Here is a 16,775-nt window from a genome sequence, read left to right as displayed (position 1 = left end):
TCGCGCCGAGTGGTGATCTTCCATCCGGTACCTCGGGGGCGGTGCCCTCCCTCTGGCGGGGGTGCCCGGATGTTCCGTCCGGCAGAAGACCCGCGGTGAGGCCGGGACCGGGGTCTATAGGGTCGGAGCAAGGACCGAACACGACGAGAGGCGGCAGTATGGCGCAGCAGGTACGCGGGGTCGTCGCGCCCGGGCGGGGCGAGCCGGTGCGGATCGAGACGATCATCGTCCCCGATCCGGGTCCGGGTGAGGCGGTCGTCCGGGTGCAGGCGTGCGGGGTGTGCCACACCGACCTGCACTACCGCGAGGGCGGGATCAACGACGAGTTCCCGTTCCTGCTGGGGCACGAGGCCGCGGGCGTGGTGGAGTCGGTCGGCGAGGGCGTCACCGAGGTCGCGCCCGGCGACTTCGTCGTCCTCAACTGGCGCGCGGTGTGCGGGCAGTGCCGGGCGTGCCTGCGCGGACGCCCCTGGTACTGCTTCAACACCCACAACGCCGCCCAGAAGATGACCCTCGAGGACGGGACGGAGCTGTCCCCCGCGCTCGGCATCGGCGCGTTCGCCGACAAGACGCTGGTGGCCGCGGGGCAGTGCACCAAGGTCGACCCGGCCGCCAAGGCCGAGGTGGCGGGGCTGCTGGGCTGCGGCGTGATGGCCGGCCTCGGGGCGGCGATCAACACCGGGAACGTGGGGCGCGGCGACTCGGTCGCGGTCATCGGGTGCGGCGGCGTCGGCGCGGCGGCGGTGCTGGGCGCGCGGCTGGCCGGCGCGTCGAAGATCATCGCGATCGACCTGGACGAGCGCAAGCTCGCCACCGCGTCCTCGCTCGGCGCCACCCACACGATCCACGCCGAGGGCGCCGACGTGGTCGAGTCCGTGCAGGAGCTGACCGGCGGGTTCGGCGCGGACGTCGTCATCGACGCGGTCGGCCGCCCCGAGACCTACAAGCAGGCGTTCTACGCCCGCGACCTCGCCGGGACCGTCGTGCTCGTCGGCGTCCCCACCCCGGAGATGAGGCTGGAGCTGCCGCTGCTGGACGTGTTCGGCCGCGGCGGGTCGCTGAAGTCGTCCTGGTACGGCGACTGCCTGCCCTCCCGCGACTTCCCCATGCTCATCGACCTGTACCTGCAGGGGCGCCTCGACCTGGACGCGTTCGTGTCCGAGACGATCGCGCTCGACGGCGTCGAGGCCGCGTTCGAGAAGATGCACCACGGCGACGTGCTGCGCTCGGTGGTGGTCTTCTGATGCCCGCCCGCGTCGACCACGTCGTGACGTCCGGGACGTTCTCCCTCGACGGCGGGACGTGGGAGGTCGACAACAACGTCTGGATCGTCGGCGACGACAGCGAGGCGATCGTCATCGACGCCGCGCACGACGCCGACGCGATCGCGGCGGCGGTCGGCGACCGGCGGCTGGTGGCGATCGTGTCCACGCACGGCCACGACGACCACATCGACGCGGCGCCCGCCCTCTCCGCCCGCACGGGCGCGCCCGTCCTGCTGCACCCCGGCGACCTGATGCTGTGGAAGCAGAAGCACCCGGACAGGAGCCCCGACGGCGAGCTGTCCGACGGGCAGGTCATCACGGTCGCGGGCACCGGCCTGACCGTCCTGCACACGCCGGGCCACAGCCCCGGCGCGGTCTGCCTGCACGCCCCGGACCTCGGCACCGTGTTCTCCGGCGACACGCTGTTCAGCGGCGGCCCGGGCGCGACCGGCCGGTCCTTCTCCGACTTCCCGACGATCATCGCCTCGATCCGGGAGCGGCTGCTCACGCTCCCGCCGGAGACGGTCGTGCGGACCGGCCACGGCGACTCCACCACGATCGGCGGCGAGGCGCCGCACCTCGACGAATGGATCGCACGGGGCCACTGATCCAGGCCCGCCCGCGGCACGGGCGGCGATCCCCGGACGCGGGGGTCGCCGCCTTCCGCGTTCGGGGCCGGGACGGTCAGGCGGGCGCGTAGGCGCGCAGGAACGCGTCGACGCCGGCGGTCACCACCCGCTCGACCTCGGCGGGCGGCACCTCCCGGTTGCCGAGCTCCGACAGCCCGACCAGCTCGTGGGTGAGCAGGGCGATGAAGTGGGCGGCGGCCCGGTCGGGGTCGTCGATCCTCAGGTGCCCGGCGTTGCCGAGGCGGGCGAGCCGCCCGGCGAGCGCGTCGGCGACCTGCCCGGCGCCGTTGGCGCGGACGTCGCCGTACAGGTCGGGGAAGCGCACGGACTCGGCGTACAGCAGCCGCTGCAGCGCCCACGACTCGGGACGGTGGAAGCACCCGACCAAGGACGGCGCGACGGCGAGCAGCCGCGCGCGCAGCTCCGCCGCGTCGGCGGGGTCGGTCGGGAACGCGCCGAGCGCGGCCATGAACGTGTCGCTCGTCTCCCGCGCCGCGTCCACCATGATCTGCCGGAACAGGTTCTCCTTGCCGCCGAGGTGGTTGTAGATCGTGGGCTTGGCGACGCCCGCCTCGGCGGCGATCATGTCGACGCTCGCCCGCTCGTAGCCCTCCCGGGAGAAGACGCGCAGCGCCGCGTCCAGGATCGCCTCCCGCTTGTCGACCCGGCCGCGCCGCCCGGTCCGCTCCCTCGTGGTCTCCCCCGCGCTCATGCCGCCATGCTACCGTGACGTTCCGCAAATTGAACTGGTCGGTTAAATTCAATGAACCGGCTTGGATCTTCCGGAGGTGATCATGCACGCGGACGCGGACGCGGACGCCGGCGACCGGATCGACGGGCCCCTCGCGCGGCTCATCGGCGTGATGGTGCTGGGCGGGTTCATGGCGCTGCTCGACGCGACGATCGTCAACGTCGGGATCGGCACGCTGGCCCGGCACTTCCACGCGCCGCTCGACACGATCGCGTGGACGGCCAGCGCCTACATGCTCACGCTCGCCGCGGCGATCCCGGTGAGCGGCTGGGCCGTCGACCGGTACGGCGGGCGCGCCGTCTGGCTCGCCGGCCTCGCGCTGTTCACCTGCGGGTCGCTGCTGTGCGCGCTGGCCTGGTACCCGGGCGCGCTGATCGCGTTCCGCGTGGTGCAGGGCATCGGCGGCGGGCTGATGGAACCGACGATGCTGACCGTCCTCGCCCGCGCCGCCGGCCCGCGCCGCGCCGGCCGGATGATGGCGCTGATGTCGATCCCGATGACGCTCGGCCCGATCCTCGGCCCGGTCGCGGGCGGGCTCATCAACGAGTACCTGCCGTGGCGGTGGATGTTCCTGGTGAACCTGCCGGTCGGCGCGGTCGCGATCGCGCTGGCGGTGCGGACGGTCCCCGCCGGCGCCCCGGACGGGACGGAGCGCAGGCCGTTCGACGTGCTCGGCTTGCTGCTCCTCAGCCCCGGCTCGGTCGCGGTGATGTACGGCCTGTCGCAGGCCGCGACCGCCGGTTTCGGCGCCCCGCGCGTGGTCGCGGGCCTGGTGCTGGGCGCGGTGTTCCTGCTCGGCTACGTGCTGCACGCGCTGCGCACGCCCGTCCCGCCGCTGGTCGACCTCCGGCTGCTGGCGCTGCGCCCGTACGCGGCGAGCGTCGCGGTGATGACGCTGGTCGGCGGGGTGCTGTTCGCACTGCTGTTCCTGGTCCCGCTCTACTACCAGCAGGTCAGGGGGCACGGCGTCCTCGCGGCCGGGCTGCTGCTCGTCCCGCAGGGCGCCGGCGCGTTCCTCGGCATGCCGATCGCCGGACGGCTCAGCGACCGGATCGGCGCCCGCGCGCTCGTCCCGGCGGGCGGCGCGGTCGTGGCGCTCACCACCCTGGCGTACACGCAGGCCGGCACGGGAGCGAGCCTGGTCTGGCTCGGCGCCTGCTCCGCGGTCTGCGGGTTCGGGCTCGGCCTGATCGGCGCGCCCACGATGGCGTCGGTGTACCGCAGCGTCCCCGCCGAGTCGACGCCGAGCGCGACCGGGACGCTCTACGTCCTCAACCAGATCGGCGCCGCGCTCGGCATCACCGTCGTGACCCTGCTGCTCCAGCACCGCGTCTCCGGCGGGGCCACGCCGGCCGAGGCGTTCGGGACGGCGTTCTGGTGGATGGTCGCCGCCGGGGGCGTGCTGCTCCTGGCCGGATTCTCGCTGCCGGGCCGCCCGGCCGCCGCGTCCGGGATATCGTCGCCCGTGGCGGACGAGCCGGAGCGCACGCGCGCGGACCGGAGGTGAGGGGGCGCTGATGCGGCCGAGGGCATCGCTCGCCGCCGTGCTGGCGCTGTGCGGTGCCCTGGCCGCCTGCGGCCGGGCGTCCGGCAGCTCCGCGGGCGAGCTGGCCGTCCCGCCGCCCACCGCGACCGGCGCGTCCTCCCCCGCCGCTTCCCCCGCCGCCTCGCCGGACGTGTCGCCGGAGGCCGAGCGGGTGGCACCGCTCGGCAAGCCCGGCGCGTGGCGGATCACCACCTACTACACGGCCGTCGAGAGCCTCCACAAGGGACGCCTCAAGACCGTCAAGGGCTGCCCCGAGCTGCACTGCTCGCACGGCAGGACGCCGCTCGGCTCCTACCCGGAGGACTTCCTCGCGGTGATCCAGGAGGAGGGCAGCGGGCGGATCACCTCGGGTCCGCGGCGCGGCCGGTACCTCAACTGGTCGCACAGCGTCGGCTACTGGCTGGACGGCACGACCCGCGACTCGGCGGGCCGCCCGCTCCGCCCCTGGTCGTCCGCCGCCGCCGACAGGTCGGTGCTCGCGCGCGGCCAGCGGTTCGCGATCGTCGACTGCGGCAGGGACGGCAACGGGCACCGCATCGAGGCGGCGGTGTGCGCGGCGTTCCGGAAGGCGCGCTGGACGGTCACCGACCTCTTCCGCCCCGGCTACGGCGGCGAGAACCACGCCGACGTGTACATCGGCGAGGAGACCGGGCCCGGCTTCACCGGCTCGCCGTTCTACACGACGCTGAGCGGCGCCACGCTCGGCCCGTCCTGAGCCCTACGCGGAGCGCGGGAAGGCGAGCCGGGTCGCCCGGGTGCGGCCCCGGAGCGTGACCTCCTCGCCGAGCTCCCACTGCGCCGCCTCCTCGGGATCCGCTCCGGCGACCAGGGAGCCGGACGCGAGGACGCGCGCCTCGGTCGGCTTGGCGAGGTCGGTCAGCCGGGCCGCCTCGTTCACCGGGTCGCCGATCACCGTGTACTCGAACCGCTCCTCGGCGCCGATGTGCCCCGCGACGGCCTCGCCCGCCGACACCCCGACGCCCGCGCGCAGTTCCGGCACCTCCTCGCGCAGGCGGCGGGCCAGTTCCCGGGCGGCGGCCAGGGCGCGGCCGTGCATGCCGTCCAGGGCCAGCGGGGCGCCGAACACCGCGAGCGCGGCGTCCCCCTCGAACTTGTTGATCCAGCCGCCGTGCGCGCCGACCACCTTCACGACCACGGCGAAGAACGCGTTCAGCAGCGCGACGACCTCGGCGGGCGGCCGGTCGGCGGCGAGCCGGGTGGAGCCGGCGATGTCCACGAAGAGCACCGCGACCTCGCGGGTCTCCCCGCCGAGGTCGATGCCGCGCTCGAGCGCGACGCGCGCCACGTCCTCGCCGACCTGCCGGCCGAACAGGTCCTGCAGCCGGGCGTGCTCGCGCAGGCCCGCCGCCATGTGGTTGAACCCGGCCTGCAGCAGCCCGACCTCGCTGGCGTCGTAGACGGGCACCTCCACGTCCAGGTCGCCGCGCTCCACCCGGGCCAGCCCGAGCCGCACCGACTCGACCGGGTCGGCGATCGCGCGCGCCGCGCCGTAGGTGACGGCGAGGCCGATGACCAGCGCCGTGCCGCCGAGGGCGAGGACCGCCAGCGCGAAGTCCCGCACGGTGATCTTCGCGATCAGGAACGAGCCGACGGCGAGGGTGATCAGCCCGAGGATCGGCACCGCCGTGCCGAGCCCCCACGCCAGGACCGAGCGGGCCACCACGCCCGGCAGCCCGGTGCGGCGCGGCATCTCGCTGCGCAGCGCCGTCGTCACCGCGCGCCGCAGCAGCCGCTCGGTCAGCAGGTAGACGATGGTGCAGGTGGTCAGCCCGCCGAGCAGGCTGGTCAGGCCGAGCTTCACGGCCAGCAGCGTGGAGAACGGCGCGTTGATCACCACCCAGCCGACCGTGCCGATCCCCCACAGCGTCAGGTGCAGCGCCATCAGCCGCAGCGGCCCGTAGAGCAGCAGCGACCGCTCGTGCCGGTCCGGCTCGTCGTGCCGCTCCACCAGCCGCCGGACGCGCCGGAAGAACCGCTCGCCGAGGACGAGCCCGGCGGGCACCGCCGCGACGACGTACGCCGTGAACACCGCGACGTTGATCGTCTGGAGCCGGTCGGAGACGCGCCCCACCGGGTCCGGCACCACGACCGCGAACACCAGCACGACCAGGGCGCCGCCGAGGTTGGCCAGGCCGGTCGCGACCGTCACCAGGATCCTGGCGCGGCGCGCGATGGCGGCGCGGGAGTCGTCCGGCCGGCCGTCGATCAGCCGCCACAGGGGGCCGAGCAGGGGGCGCCCGGCCCGCGGGGCGGGTCCGGGCGGTTCGGTCTCCATGAGCGTGGAGGGTATCCGCTGCCGGGCACCTCACGCCCTCGGCGCCGGGCGCTGGGGCGCCCTTCCCCCGGCGGGCACGGCGTTCAGACGGGCCTGAGCGGTTCCAGGAGGCGGTGGGGGGTGCGGAGGAGGCGGCTGACGGGGTCGTCGCGGTGGCGCGCGCCGGGGCCGGCGTGGATCTCCGTGTCCTCCAGCGGGACCGGGCGGCCGCAGGCCGGGCAGACGCCGTCGGTGCCGACGCGGCCGCCGCAGCCGGCGTGGACGAACAGCCTGCACGGCTCGGCGGACAGGTGCTCCTCGCCCCACCGGGCGAGCGTGTGCACGACCGGCCACAGCTCCTTGCCCATGTCGGTCAGCACGTAGTCGTGGCCGTCCTTGGCCAGCACGCCGGACTCGACGAGCGACTGGAGGCGGGCGGACAGCACGGCGCGCGGGACGTCCAGGTGGGCGAGGAAGTCGCTGAACCTGCGGACGCCGTAGAAGGCGTCCCGGACGATCAGCAGCGTCCACCGCTCGCCGACGACCTCCAGCGCGCGGGCCAGCGAGCAGTCCTGGGCCGCGTAGTCCTTGCCGAGTGCCATGACCTCACAGTACCGCCCCATCGGTTCAATGAACGAACCAGACATGCTACGGTCTCCCCACTGAGTTCATTGACTGAACCGATAGGGGCTCCCATGACGACTCTGGCGACACCGCGCGCGGGGCGGCACGCGGCGGGGACCACCGCCGCGCTGGCGCTGCCGGCCGCCGCGACGCTGCTGGCGCTCATGAACTACACCGCGCCCATGGCCGCGCTCACCGAGACGGCGCACGGGCTGGGGGCCGGGCCGACGGCCCGCATCTGGCTGATGTCGTCGATCAGCCTGGGGCTGGCGGCGGCGCTGCTGGCCACCGGGAGCCTGGCCGACGACCACGGCCGGCGGCGCGTGTTCGCCATCGGCGCCGCCGCGCTCGCCGCGTCCAGCGTCGCCTGCGCCGTCGCACCGACGACCGGGATCTTCGTCGCGGGACGGATCGTGCAGGGCGCGGCGAGCGCCGCGCTGCTGGCGACGGGCCTCGGGATCATCGCGGCGGCGTTCCCGCCGGGCCCGCGCCGCGCCCACGCCACCGGGGTGTGGGGAGCGATGCTCGGCCTCGGCATCGCGCTCGGGCCGATCGCGTCGGCGGGCCTGGCCTCGGCGGCCGGCTGGCGGGCCTGGTACTGGGCCGCGGCCATCGCGTCGGCGGCGCTCGGCGCGGTCGCGGTGCGGACGCTCGCCGAGTCGCGGGCCGACCGGCCGCGCGGCCTGGACCTGCCGGGGCTGGTCACCATGAGCCTCGGCGTGGCGGCACTGGTCGCCGCGATCACGTGGGGGCGGGCCGGCTGGACGCGCCCGGGCGTGCTGGCGCTGCTCGGCGCGGCGGCGGTGCTGCTGGCCGCGTTCACCGCGATCGAGGCGCGGCGCTCCGAGCCGATGCTCGACCTCGGCCTGTTCCGGCGGCCCGCGTTCCTGCTGTCGGTGTCCGGCGCGCTGGTCACCGGCCTCGCCGTCATCGGGATCATGAGCTACCTGGCGACCGTGATGACGCTGGTGCTCGGCCTGTCGCCGGTCGTGTCGGCGCTGGTGCTGGCCATCTGGTCCGGGCTGTCGTTCGTCGCCGCGCTGCAGGCCCGCAGGCTGCCGTCGCGGCTGCCCGCGGGACGGCTGCTCGCCGCGGGGCTGGCGCTCAGCGCGGCCGGCGAGTTCGCGATGCTCGGGCTCGCACCGGACGCGCACTGGTGGCGGCTCGTCCCCGGCCTGGTCGTGTCCGGGGTCGGCAGCGGGCTGGCGAACGCCATGCTCGCGCGGCTGGCGGTGGAGAGCGTGCCCGCCGACCGGGCGAGCATGGGCTCCGGCGCGAACAACACGGCCCGCTACGTCGGCGCGTCCATCGGGGTGGCCGTCGTCGGCGCGATCGCGACCGGGTCCGGGGACGGGCCGTCCGCGCTCGCGCACGGCACCGACGTCGCGATGCTCGTCTCCGCCGTCGTGGCCCTCGCCGGCGCGGCCCTCGCCCTCGCGATCCGCGAGCCTCGACCCGCCGCCGGTGGACGCGGTCCGGTCAGGCGAGTTCCTCGATGAAGGCGGCAAGCTGGGTGAGGTTGCGGCATTCGAACATCGGGACGAGGTCGCCGTAGCGGGACGCGGCGGAGTCGCCGGTGTCCCACAGCCGGCGCGGCTCCGGGTTCAGCCAGTAGGCGTGCCGGGCCCGGTCGACCATGGACCGCAGGATCGGCAGCGACAGCTCGCCGTAGTTGGAGCGGGCGTCGCCCAGGACGAGCAGGGACGTCTTCGGCGTGATCGCGTCGCGGTACCTGTCGTCGAACACCTTGATGGCGTGCCCGTAGTTCGAGCGGCCCGTGATCCAGACGAGGTCGGCCTCGGCGGCCATGCGCGTCATCGCGTCGGTGACGTCGGCGCCCGGCGCGAAGTACTTGGTGATCTCGTCGGTCGCGTCGATGAACGCGAACGCGCGGACCTTGCTGAACTGCTCCCGCAGCGCGAACGTCAGCAGCAGGGTGAAGTGGGCGAACGCCGACACCGAGTCGCTGGCGTCGCACAGCACGACCAGCTCCGGCTTGTGCGGGCGGCGCGGCCGGTAGTGGGTCGTCAGCGGAACTCCCCCGCTGCCCAGCGACGCCCGGACCGTCCGGCGGAAGTCGAGCCGGCCGCGCCTGCCGTGCCGCTGCTTCTGGACGAGCTTGGACGCGAGTTTGCGCGCCAGCGGGTACACCTCGCGGCGCAGCGCGGCGAGGTCGGCGCGGTTGGCGCTGGAGAAGTCGAGGCGCTCCAGCGGCGGCCGGACGGCGAGGCGCGCGGTCCGCTCGACGCCGGTGTCCTCGGCGATGCGGCGGCGCACCTCGCTCGCGACGAGTTCCTCGAACCGGCCGATCCGGTCGCGGAACGTGCGGCGCGCGACGCGCTCGGCCATCCCGCCGCGCTCCTGCCCGTTCAGGACGGCGTTGAGCAGCCCGGCCATCAGCGTCTCGGGCGACAGCGCGCGCAGCACCCCGGAGGAGAACCAGGACTCCTGGCCCGGCGTCCGCCCGTACTCGGCGACGGCCGTCCGCGCGAACTGCCGCAGCGCCGCGTCGTCGCCGGACAGGAACAGCTCCATCAGCTCCGCGCGGCGGCGCTGCACCTCCGGGTCCAGGGCGGGCGGGACGGGGCTGCCGTCCGCGCCGAGCGTCCGGACGGGCCGGTCGTCCCCGCGCACCGCTCCGGCGCCGTCCCCGACCGCCGCCGGGAACCACAGGTCGAACAGCGTGTCGAAGGTCGGGCGGTGCTGGGGCCGCTTCACCACCGTGGCGGCGTACGCGGCCCGCAGCGCGCCCCGGTCGAGCAGGTCGACGGCCTGCATCGCGCGGACCGCGTCCAGGCCCTCGGCGACCGACACCGGCAGCCCGGCCTCCCGCAGCGCGGCGACGAACCCGGTGTGCCGGTCGACGAGCGAGGCCATCCGATCAGCCCCTCAGGCCCAGTTCCCTGGCGGCGCGCTCCTGGTCGGAGGCGTGCTTGAGGACGACGCCGAGGGTGCGGGCGACGGCCGCCTCGTCCAGCTCGTCGAGGCCGAGCGCGAGCAGCGTGCGGGCCCAGTCGACGGTCTCGGCGATCGACGGCGCCTTCTTGACCTCCAGCGCGCGCAGCGTCCCGACCGTCCGGACGAGCTGCTCGGCCAGCTCCGCCTCGATCCCGGGCACCTGCGCGAGGACGATGTCACGTTCCCGTTCCGCCGCCGGGTAGTCCAGGTGCAGGTAGAGGCAGCGGCGCTTGAGCGCCTCCGACAGCTCCCGCGCCGCGTTCGAGGTGATCAGCACGAACGGCCGGCGGACCGCGCTGACCGTGCCGAGCTCGGGGATGGTGACCTGGAAGTCCGACAGGACCTCCAGCAGCATGCCCTCGACCTCCACGTCGGCCTTGTCCGCCTCGTCGATCAGCAGCACGGTCGGCTCCGCGCGCCGGATCGCCGCCAGCAGCGGCCGCTCCAGCAGGAACTCCTCGGAGAAGATGTCGTCGTGGGTCTCCTGCCAGGCCCGGTCCGCCGGGGCGGCCTGGATGGCGAGGAGCTGCTTCTTGTAGTTGAACTCGTACAGCGCGCGGGCCTCGTCCAGGCCCTCGTAGCACTGCAGCCGGATCAGCTCCGCCCGCGTGGCCGCCGCGACGGCCTTGGCCAGCTCCGTCTTCCCGACCCCGGCGGGGCCCTCGACGAGCAGCGGCTTGCCGAGCGCCTGCGCGAGGAACACGGTGGTGGCGATCGCCTCGTCGGCGAGGTAGCGGACGCCGGCCAGCCTGCGCTCGACGTCCGCGGGCGAGGCGAACGCGCCGTCGCTTCCGGCGCCCGCGGCGTTCCCCGCGTCCCCGGCGTTCTCGGTGGTCTCGGTCATCCCTTGCCCTTGTGTGCGACTGCCTTGGTGTACGTCTGGTTCGTTCCCGCGAAGACCAGCTTGGTGTTCTTCTCCGACAGGGACACGCCCCAGTAGGACGCGGTCTTCGGGTCGCCGCCCTGCCAGGAGAAGCGGTACTTCCCGCCCCCCTCGGGGATCGCCGTGCCGCTCCAGAGCTTCTGCCCGCTCCTCACCCACACGCCGCTGCCGTCCGCCGTGAACTGGAAGTAGTCCTTGGCGGTGCCGACCCAGCGGCCGACGAGCGGCTTGACGTCCGCGGGCTTGATCGCGGGGATCGGGCCGAGCGCGGCGGGCGCCGCGCCGGGGGACGCGCTCTCCGCCGCACCGTCCGCCTTCGTCCCGCCGCCGCATCCGCCCAGGGCGAGCACGGTGGCGGCCGCGCAGGCGGCCAGGACGGTCGAGCGGGCCCGCACGATCACGGAAACCTCCGGCGATTATCGGACGAAAGCGGCAGTTTATCGGTGCGGGGAGCCGTCCCCCCGCTCATCCCTGCGGGGTACGCCGCGGTTGGCACCGCGGAGTGAGGCGGCACCGGCCCCCGCGCGCCTATAACCGAACCATGACGACCCGACGACTGCCTCGTGAGGACCTCGCCGCGGCGCTGGCGGCCCGGCGCGAGCTGGGCCCCGACTACGACGCGGCCTTCATCGAGACGGTCGTGGACCGCATCGAGGAGGCCCTCGACGCGCGTCCCGCCGCCCCGGCCCCGCGCCGCCGCCCCCGAGTGCCCCGCCCCTCCGGGGACGGCGACCACGGCCTGCTGCTCGCGGTGCTGTCGATGGTCGCCGCCATCCCGCTCAGCGCCATCGCGGCCGTGAACGCCGGCGGGCTCGGCCTGTTCCTGGCCTGGTCGGCGATCGTCCTGATCAACATCGCCTACAACTTCCGGCCCCGCTAGCGGCCCGGCCGCGCGCGGTACGGGCGGGCACGCGGAGCGAGTGCAGCGGGCCCGCCCGCCGGCCGACAGGCTGTTTCGCCGCGGAGCGCCAGCGGAGCGGGGAAACAGCCTGTCGGCCGTTGACGGGGGTTCCAGGGGGTCGCCCCCCTGGGCGAGCACCGCCGCTACTTGCCGGGCTCGGGGTCGCGGGGCAGGCCGAGGAGCCGCTCGCCGATGATGTTCAGCTGCACCTCGGTGGTGCCGCCGTAGATCGTCATCGCGCGGCTGAACAGCATGGCCCGGGCGATGATCCCGCTCTCGGCCATCGGCGTCTCGGTGACCGCCGCCTCGCCCTGGGCCGCCCAGCAGTAGTCGGCGACGTCCTGGTTGAACTGCACGCCGAGCAGCTTGCGGACGCTGGCCTCGGCGCCCGGCTCCACGCCGTTGAGCTGCTTCAGCGTGGTCCGCAGCCCCAGCAGGTCGATCGACTGGCCCTGCGCGACCAGCTTGCCGACCTCGGCGGCGGTGACCGCGTCCAGCTCCCGGCCCTTGAAGAAGCCGAGCAGCTCGGGCACGCCCATGCCGAGGCCGCCGCCGGTCGACAGCGACACCCGCTCGTTGGACAGCGTGTTGCGGGCGACCTGCCAGCCCTTGTCCACCTCGCCGACCACGCAGTCGTCCGGGACGAACACCCCGTCGAGGAACACCTCGTTGAACAGCGCGTCGCCGGTCAGCTCCCGCAGCGGCCGCACGTCCACGCCCGGCGACTTCATGTCGACCAGGAAGTAGGTGATGCCGTCGTGCTTGGGCGCGTCGGGGTTCGTGCGGGCGATGCAGAAGCCCCACTGCGCGTGCTGCGCCACCGACGTCCAGATCTTCTGGCCGGTCAGCTTCCAGCCGCCCTCGACCCGCTCGGCCTTCATCGACAGCGACGCCAGGTCCGAGCCGGCGCCCGGCTCGGAGAACAGCTGGCACCACACCATCTGGCCGCGCAGCGTCGGCCGCAGGAACCGCTCCTTCTGCTCCTCGGACCCGTAGCGGACGAGCGACGGCACCAGCCACGCGCCGATCACCAGGTTCGGCGCCTTGACCTTGGCGGCCTTCAGCTCCTGCTGGATGATGATCTGCTCGACCGGGCCCGCGCCGCGTCCCCACGGCTCGGGGAAGTGCGGGACGGTCCAGCCCTCGTCGCCCATCTTGACCTTGAGGGCGTCCTTGTCCTCGATCGCGGCGAGCTCGGCGACCTCGGCGCGGATCCGCTCGCGCAGCGGCTGCGCGCCCTCGTCCAGCTCCAGCTCGACCTCGCGGCGCCCGCCGTCCAGCGCGAGCGCCGCGACCTTGGCGGCCCAGTCCTTGGCCGGGCCGAGCAGCGCCCGCAGCGTCAGCGCGCGGCGCAGGTAGATGTGCGCGTCGTGCTCCCAGGTGAACCCGATGCCGCCGAGCATCTGGATCGCGTCCCGGGCGGTCTGCACGCCCGCGTCCGCCGCGATCACGGCGGCGACGGCGGCGGCGAAGCCGGCCTCCTCGGTGCCCTCGTCCAGCGCGCGGGCGGCGTCCCACGCGGCGGCGCGGGCCTGCTCCAGCGCGATCAGCGCGCGGGCGGCCTTGTGCTTGACGCCCTGGAACTGCCCGATCGGGCGGCCGAACTGCTCGCGGACCTTGGCGTACTCGGCGGCGGTGGTCACCAGCCACCCGGCCAGGCCCGCGGCCTCCGCGCCGAACAGCGTCGCGGCCAGGTCGCGGACGCGGCCGGCGGTCACCCCGTCCAGCACCCGGTCGGCGGCCACGGTGACGCCGTCGGCCTCGACCGCGGCGACCCGGCGGACCCGGTCGAGGCTCGCCACCGCGGTGATCTTCAGGTCGGCGGCGTCCACCGCGACCCACTGCTCCTCGTCGCCCACCGCCACGGGCAGGACGACCACGTCGGCGAGCAGCGCGCCCAGCACCGTCGCCGCCGAGCCCGACACCGCCAGCGCGCCGCCCTGGCGGGTGCCGGTGAGGCCGCCGGACAGCGCGACCGCGCCGGTCCGCGACCCGTCCGCCAGTCCCGGCAGCAGCTCGGCGCGCAGCTTGGCGTTGCTGGACGCGTCGATCACCGAGCTCGCCAGCACCGTCGGCAGGAACGGGCCGGGCGCCGCGGCCCGGCCCAGCTCCTCCAGCACCACCGACAGCTCCAGCAGGCCGTAGCCCTGCCCGCCGTGCTCCTCGTCCAGATGCAGGCCCAGCAGGCCCTGCTCGGCCAGGGCCGGCCAGAAGCCGGGCCGGGTCTCCTCGTCCGCGTCCAGCGCGGCGCGGACGGCCGTCGCCGGGATGTTGCGCTCGGCGAATCCGCGCACCGAATCGGCGAGCGCCTCGTGCTCCTCGGTCAGCCCGATGGCCATGTGTCGAACCCTCTCTCAGACCGCTTGTCGACAGCGATTCTAGAACAGGATTCTGGTCGCGTGGGGAAGTGATTCCGCTCTCACCGGCCGTCTCACCGGCCGGAGGTCCGCGAGGCCCGTTCGGCGCCCGCGCCGACCTCCCCGGCGGGCTCGTCCCGTCCCTGGTCAGCGGCACCGCGGGCCCGGCCGCCGACGGTCAGGCTCGCGACGGTGGTGGCCGCCAGCGTGCCGGCGATCACCGCGAGCGACAGCCAGATCGGCACGTCCGGCGCCCAGGCGACACCGTACTCGTGCAGCGCGTGGAAGATCAGCTTGACCCCGATGAAGCCGAGGATGAACGCCAGCCCGTGCCCGAGGTACACCAGCCGGTCGGTCAGCCCGCCCAGCAGGAAGTACAGCTGGACGAGGCCCATCAGCGCGAACGCGTTGGCGGTGAACACCAGGTACGGCTCGGTCGTCAGCCCGAAGATCGCCGGGATGGAGTCCAGCGCGAACAGCACGTCGGTGGAGCCGATCGCGATCATCACGATCATCAGCGGGGTGACCATGCGGCGGCCGCCGCGCCTGGTGAGGAACCGCGAGCCGTCGTAGTCGTCGGACGTCGGGATGACGCGCTTGGCCCAGCGCAGCAGCGCGTTCTCCGTGAACTCGTCGTCGTCACCGCCGCGCACCAGCCCGTAGGCCGTCCACAGCAGGAACGCGCCGAAGATGAAGAAGACCCAGGTGAAGGTGGAGATCGCGGCCGCGCCGACCGCGATGAACGCGCCGCGCAGCACCAGGGCGATGACGATGCCCGCCATCAGGACGGTGTGCTGCGCGTGCCTGGGCACCGCGAACCGCGTCAGGATCACCATGAACACGAAGAGGTTGTCGACGCTGAGGCTCTTCTCGGTGACGAAGCCGCCGAAGTACTGCGCGGCGTGCTGCCCTCCGGAGAAGAGCCAGACGCCGAGCCCGAACAGCACGGCGAGGCCGATGTAGACGGCCGACCAGAACGCGGCCCTGCGGGTGGTGAACTCCCGCGTGTCGTTGCGGTGGATGACCAGCAGGTCGGCGGCGATGACGGCGAGGATCCCGGCGAGCGTCAGGATCCACACCCAGGGTGCGACGGACAACGTGAAACCTCCGGCGGACGTGGTCGAGCGCCGGAGGTCTCTCCCGCCCTCGGGGCGAGGGCCGCGGGCGCCGGGCCGGTGCGGACCGGCCGTGCTGACGACACCCGTGCGCGGGGATACTCCCCTCCACTTGTCCCTTTCGACGCGGAAGGCCGCGCCAGGGTTCCCGGCTCCCGGAAATTTCTCGCCATTCCCGCGAACCCGGCCCCGCGGCTCGGCATCTAAGGCCCGGCGTCGGCGGGTCAGCGGCGCGCCGCGCTCAGCTCCAGGTAGACGGCGGCGAGCTGGTCGACGGCGTCGGCCTCGTCCGGTAGCTCCGCGGCGCGCTGCGCGGCGGCGGCACCGAGCCGCACCGCGAGCGCGGAGTCGTCCAGGATCCGCCGGACGGCGCGGGCGAGCGCGTCGGCGTCCCCCGGCGGGACCAGCAGCGCCGCCTCGCTCTCCGGCCCCTGCAGCAGCGCCCCGTTGCCGGCCGGCCGGTCGTCCGCGCCGACCATCCGGGGGATCCCGCCGACCCGGGCGGCGACCAGCGGCCGCCCGGCCCGCAGGATCTCCTGCACGATGAGCGGCTGCCCCTCCCACACGCTCGGCACCACCGCGACGTCCGCGGCGGCCAGCAGCGCCGGCACGTCGCCGCGGCGGCCCAGCAGCCGGACGGGCAGGTCCTCCGCCTCGATCCGGGCGCGCAGCTCCTCCTCCAGCGGGCCGTCGCCGGCGATCGCGACCAGCGGCGGCGGCGTCCGGCCGGTCCAGGCGCGCGAGGCGTCCAGCAGCGTGGGCAGGCCCTTCTGCTCGGCGAGCCGGGCGACGGCGAGGATCAGCGGCCGGTCCCCCACGCCCAGCTCCGCCCGCACGTCGGCGCGGACGGCCGGGCCCGGATGCTCGCGCGGCGCGGGCGCCGGGACCAGCGCGTACCCGACCGACCGGGCGCCGAGCGAGCGCATCCGCTCCTCCAGGTCCGGCGAGACGCCGAGGACCAGCGCCGCGCCGCGCGCGACGACCCGCTCCAGCGCCCCGTAGATCGCGGCGGTCCGGCCGCCGGCGATGACCGCGTTGTGCAGCGTGACGACCAGCGGCGGCCCGCCGCGCGAGAACCGCAGCGGGCCCGGCGCGACGCGCGCGCAGGCGGCGACGGCGAGGGCGCCGGCGCGCAGCCCGTGCGCGTGGACGACGTCGGCGCCGCGCAGCAGCCTCCGCAGCCGCGCGACCGCCCGGGCGTCGCTCACCGGGCGGGGCCGGTCGGCCAGGTCCACCTCCTCGAAGCGGGCGCCGCCCTCGGTGAACCCGAACAGCCGCTCGGTCTCGGCCGGTCCGCAGACCAGGACCCGCGCGCCGCGCGCGGCCAGGCCCTCCGCGACGGACCGGACGTGCCGCCCGACGCCGCCCGCGGCCGTCCCGAGGACGAGCGCGACGCGCACCCCGTCCAGGCGGGGGCCGGCGGGCGCCGCCGGCGCGCCGGAGCCGGCCGGCTTCTCGGACATGTTCGTCT

General features: G+C 74.8%; 15 protein-coding genes. 6 read left to right on the top strand and 9 right to left on the bottom strand.

What is annotated here, in order from left to right:
- Positions 1-158 precede the first annotated feature (158 nt).
- Positions 159-1,244, top strand: a complete 1,086-nt coding sequence (locus J4557_RS18175) for an S-(hydroxymethyl)mycothiol dehydrogenase (RefSeq protein ID WP_208267911.1) — start codon at positions 159-161, stop codon at positions 1,242-1,244.
- Positions 1,241-1,873, top strand: coding sequence for an MBL fold metallo-hydrolase (locus J4557_RS18170; RefSeq protein WP_243775995.1), 633 nt, complete (start codon positions 1,241-1,243; stop codon positions 1,871-1,873). Before J4557_RS18175 ends, J4557_RS18170 begins: the two co-directional genes overlap by 4 nt.
- 76 nt (positions 1,874-1,949) lie before the next feature.
- Here J4557_RS18170 and J4557_RS18165 read toward each other — a convergent pair whose 3' ends face one another.
- The gene (locus tag J4557_RS18165; RefSeq protein WP_208267909.1) at positions 1,950-2,606 is read right to left on the bottom strand and encodes a TetR/AcrR family transcriptional regulator; all 657 of its coding nucleotides are present in this window, start codon (positions 2,604-2,606) and stop codon (positions 1,950-1,952) included.
- A 61-nt stretch (positions 2,607-2,667) separates the two neighbouring features.
- On the opposite strand from J4557_RS18165, the gene J4557_RS18160 reads away from it, so the two are divergent.
- Together J4557_RS18160 and J4557_RS18155 are read left to right on the top strand one after the other, a co-directional pair.
- Positions 2,668-4,152, top strand: a complete 1,485-nt coding sequence (locus tag J4557_RS18160; protein ID WP_243775969.1) for an MDR family MFS transporter — start codon at positions 2,668-2,670, stop codon at positions 4,150-4,152.
- A gap of 10 nt (positions 4,153-4,162) precedes the next feature.
- On the top strand, positions 4,163-4,906 hold the full coding sequence (locus tag J4557_RS18155; protein WP_208267908.1) for a hypothetical protein: 744 nt from the start codon (positions 4,163-4,165) through the stop codon (positions 4,904-4,906).
- A gap of 3 nt (positions 4,907-4,909) precedes the next feature.
- Here the strand turns inward: J4557_RS18155 and J4557_RS18150 are convergent, their stop codons facing one another.
- Together J4557_RS18150 and J4557_RS18145 are read right to left on the bottom strand one after the other, a co-directional pair.
- Positions 4,910-6,487, bottom strand: a complete 1,578-nt coding sequence (locus J4557_RS18150) for an adenylate/guanylate cyclase domain-containing protein (RefSeq protein WP_208267907.1) — start codon at positions 6,485-6,487, stop codon at positions 4,910-4,912.
- Positions 6,488-6,570: 83 nt separating this feature from the next.
- On the bottom strand, positions 6,571-7,068 hold the full coding sequence (locus J4557_RS18145) for a winged helix-turn-helix transcriptional regulator (RefSeq protein ID WP_208267906.1): 498 nt from the start codon (positions 7,066-7,068) through the stop codon (positions 6,571-6,573).
- Between the two features lie 93 nt (positions 7,069-7,161).
- Between J4557_RS18145 and J4557_RS18140 the strand changes: the two genes are divergently transcribed.
- Positions 7,162-8,589, top strand: a complete 1,428-nt coding sequence (locus J4557_RS18140; protein WP_208267905.1) for an MFS transporter — start codon at positions 7,162-7,164, stop codon at positions 8,587-8,589.
- Here J4557_RS18140 and J4557_RS18135 read toward each other — a convergent pair.
- From J4557_RS18135 to J4557_RS18125, 3 genes are read right to left on the bottom strand one after another with little or no spacing between them, the layout of a single operon-like run.
- Positions 8,570-9,967: a vWA domain-containing protein gene (locus J4557_RS18135; RefSeq protein ID WP_208267904.1), complete on the bottom strand. Its 1,398-nt coding sequence runs from the start codon at positions 9,965-9,967 to the stop codon at positions 8,570-8,572. The two genes, J4557_RS18140 and J4557_RS18135, sit on opposite strands and share 20 nt — an antisense overlap.
- Before the next feature lie 4 nt (positions 9,968-9,971).
- Entirely contained in the window at positions 9,972-10,892 is a 921-nt protein-coding gene (locus J4557_RS18130; RefSeq protein WP_208267903.1) for an AAA family ATPase, read from the bottom strand.
- Positions 10,889-11,332 (bottom strand): hypothetical protein, encoded by a 444-nt coding sequence (locus J4557_RS18125; protein WP_208267902.1) that lies wholly within the window; start codon positions 11,330-11,332, stop codon positions 10,889-10,891. Before J4557_RS18125 ends, J4557_RS18130 begins: the two co-directional genes overlap by 4 nt.
- Positions 11,333-11,472: 140 nt before the next feature.
- On the opposite strand from J4557_RS18125, the gene J4557_RS18120 reads away from it, so the two are divergent.
- On the top strand, positions 11,473-11,811 hold the full coding sequence (locus tag J4557_RS18120; RefSeq protein ID WP_208267901.1) for a hypothetical protein: 339 nt from the start codon (positions 11,473-11,475) through the stop codon (positions 11,809-11,811).
- A 164-nt stretch (positions 11,812-11,975) separates the two neighbouring features.
- Here J4557_RS18120 and J4557_RS18115 read toward each other — a convergent pair whose 3' ends face one another.
- From J4557_RS18115 to J4557_RS18105, 3 genes are all read right to left on the bottom strand, one after another.
- Positions 11,976-14,171, bottom strand: a complete 2,196-nt coding sequence (locus J4557_RS18115; RefSeq protein WP_208267900.1) for an acyl-CoA dehydrogenase family protein — start codon at positions 14,169-14,171, stop codon at positions 11,976-11,978.
- Between the two features lie 92 nt (positions 14,172-14,263).
- Entirely contained in the window at positions 14,264-15,286 is a 1,023-nt protein-coding gene (locus tag J4557_RS18110) for a TerC family protein (RefSeq protein WP_208267899.1), read from the bottom strand.
- 242 nt (positions 15,287-15,528) lie between these two features.
- Positions 15,529-16,767, bottom strand: coding sequence for a glycosyltransferase family 4 protein (locus tag J4557_RS18105; protein WP_208267898.1), 1,239 nt, complete (start codon positions 16,765-16,767; stop codon positions 15,529-15,531).
- Between the last annotated feature and the right edge of the window lie 8 nt (positions 16,768-16,775).

This window comes from Actinomadura nitritigenes (assembly GCF_017573545.1).
Lineage (GTDB): Bacteria > Actinomycetota > Actinomycetes > Streptosporangiales > Streptosporangiaceae > Spirillospora > Spirillospora nitritigenes.
This window is presented reverse-complemented; position numbering and strand designations above follow the sequence as displayed.

Bases quoted from the DNA above. Each gene is read 5' to 3' on its own strand.
- J4557_RS18130 (WP_208267903.1), bottom strand. From the start codon at position 10,892: ATGACCGAGACCACCGAGAACGCCGGGGACGCGGGGAACGCCGCGGGC.
- J4557_RS18115 (WP_208267900.1), bottom strand. From the start codon at position 14,171: ATGGCCATCGGGCTGACCGAGGAGCACGAGGCGCTCGCCGATTCGGTG.
- J4557_RS18135 (WP_208267904.1), bottom strand. From the start codon at position 9,967: ATGGCCTCGCTCGTCGACCGGCACACCGGGTTCGTCGCCGCGCTGCGG.
- J4557_RS18105 (WP_208267898.1), bottom strand. From the start codon at position 16,767: ATGTCCGAGAAGCCGGCCGGCTCCGGCGCGCCGGCGGCGCCCGCCGGC.
- J4557_RS18120 (WP_208267901.1), top strand. From the start codon at position 11,473: ATGACGACCCGACGACTGCCTCGTGAGGACCTCGCCGCGGCGCTGGCG.
- J4557_RS18145 (WP_208267906.1), bottom strand. From the start codon at position 7,068: ATGGCACTCGGCAAGGACTACGCGGCCCAGGACTGCTCGCTGGCCCGC.
- J4557_RS18150 (WP_208267907.1), bottom strand. From the start codon at position 6,487: ATGGAGACCGAACCGCCCGGACCCGCCCCGCGGGCCGGGCGCCCCCTG.
- J4557_RS18165 (WP_208267909.1), bottom strand. From the start codon at position 2,606: ATGAGCGCGGGGGAGACCACGAGGGAGCGGACCGGGCGGCGCGGCCGG.
- J4557_RS18175 (WP_208267911.1), top strand. From the start codon at position 159: ATGGCGCAGCAGGTACGCGGGGTCGTCGCGCCCGGGCGGGGCGAGCCG.
- J4557_RS18155 (WP_208267908.1), top strand. From the start codon at position 4,163: ATGCGGCCGAGGGCATCGCTCGCCGCCGTGCTGGCGCTGTGCGGTGCC.
- J4557_RS18140 (WP_208267905.1), top strand. From the start codon at position 7,162: ATGACGACTCTGGCGACACCGCGCGCGGGGCGGCACGCGGCGGGGACC.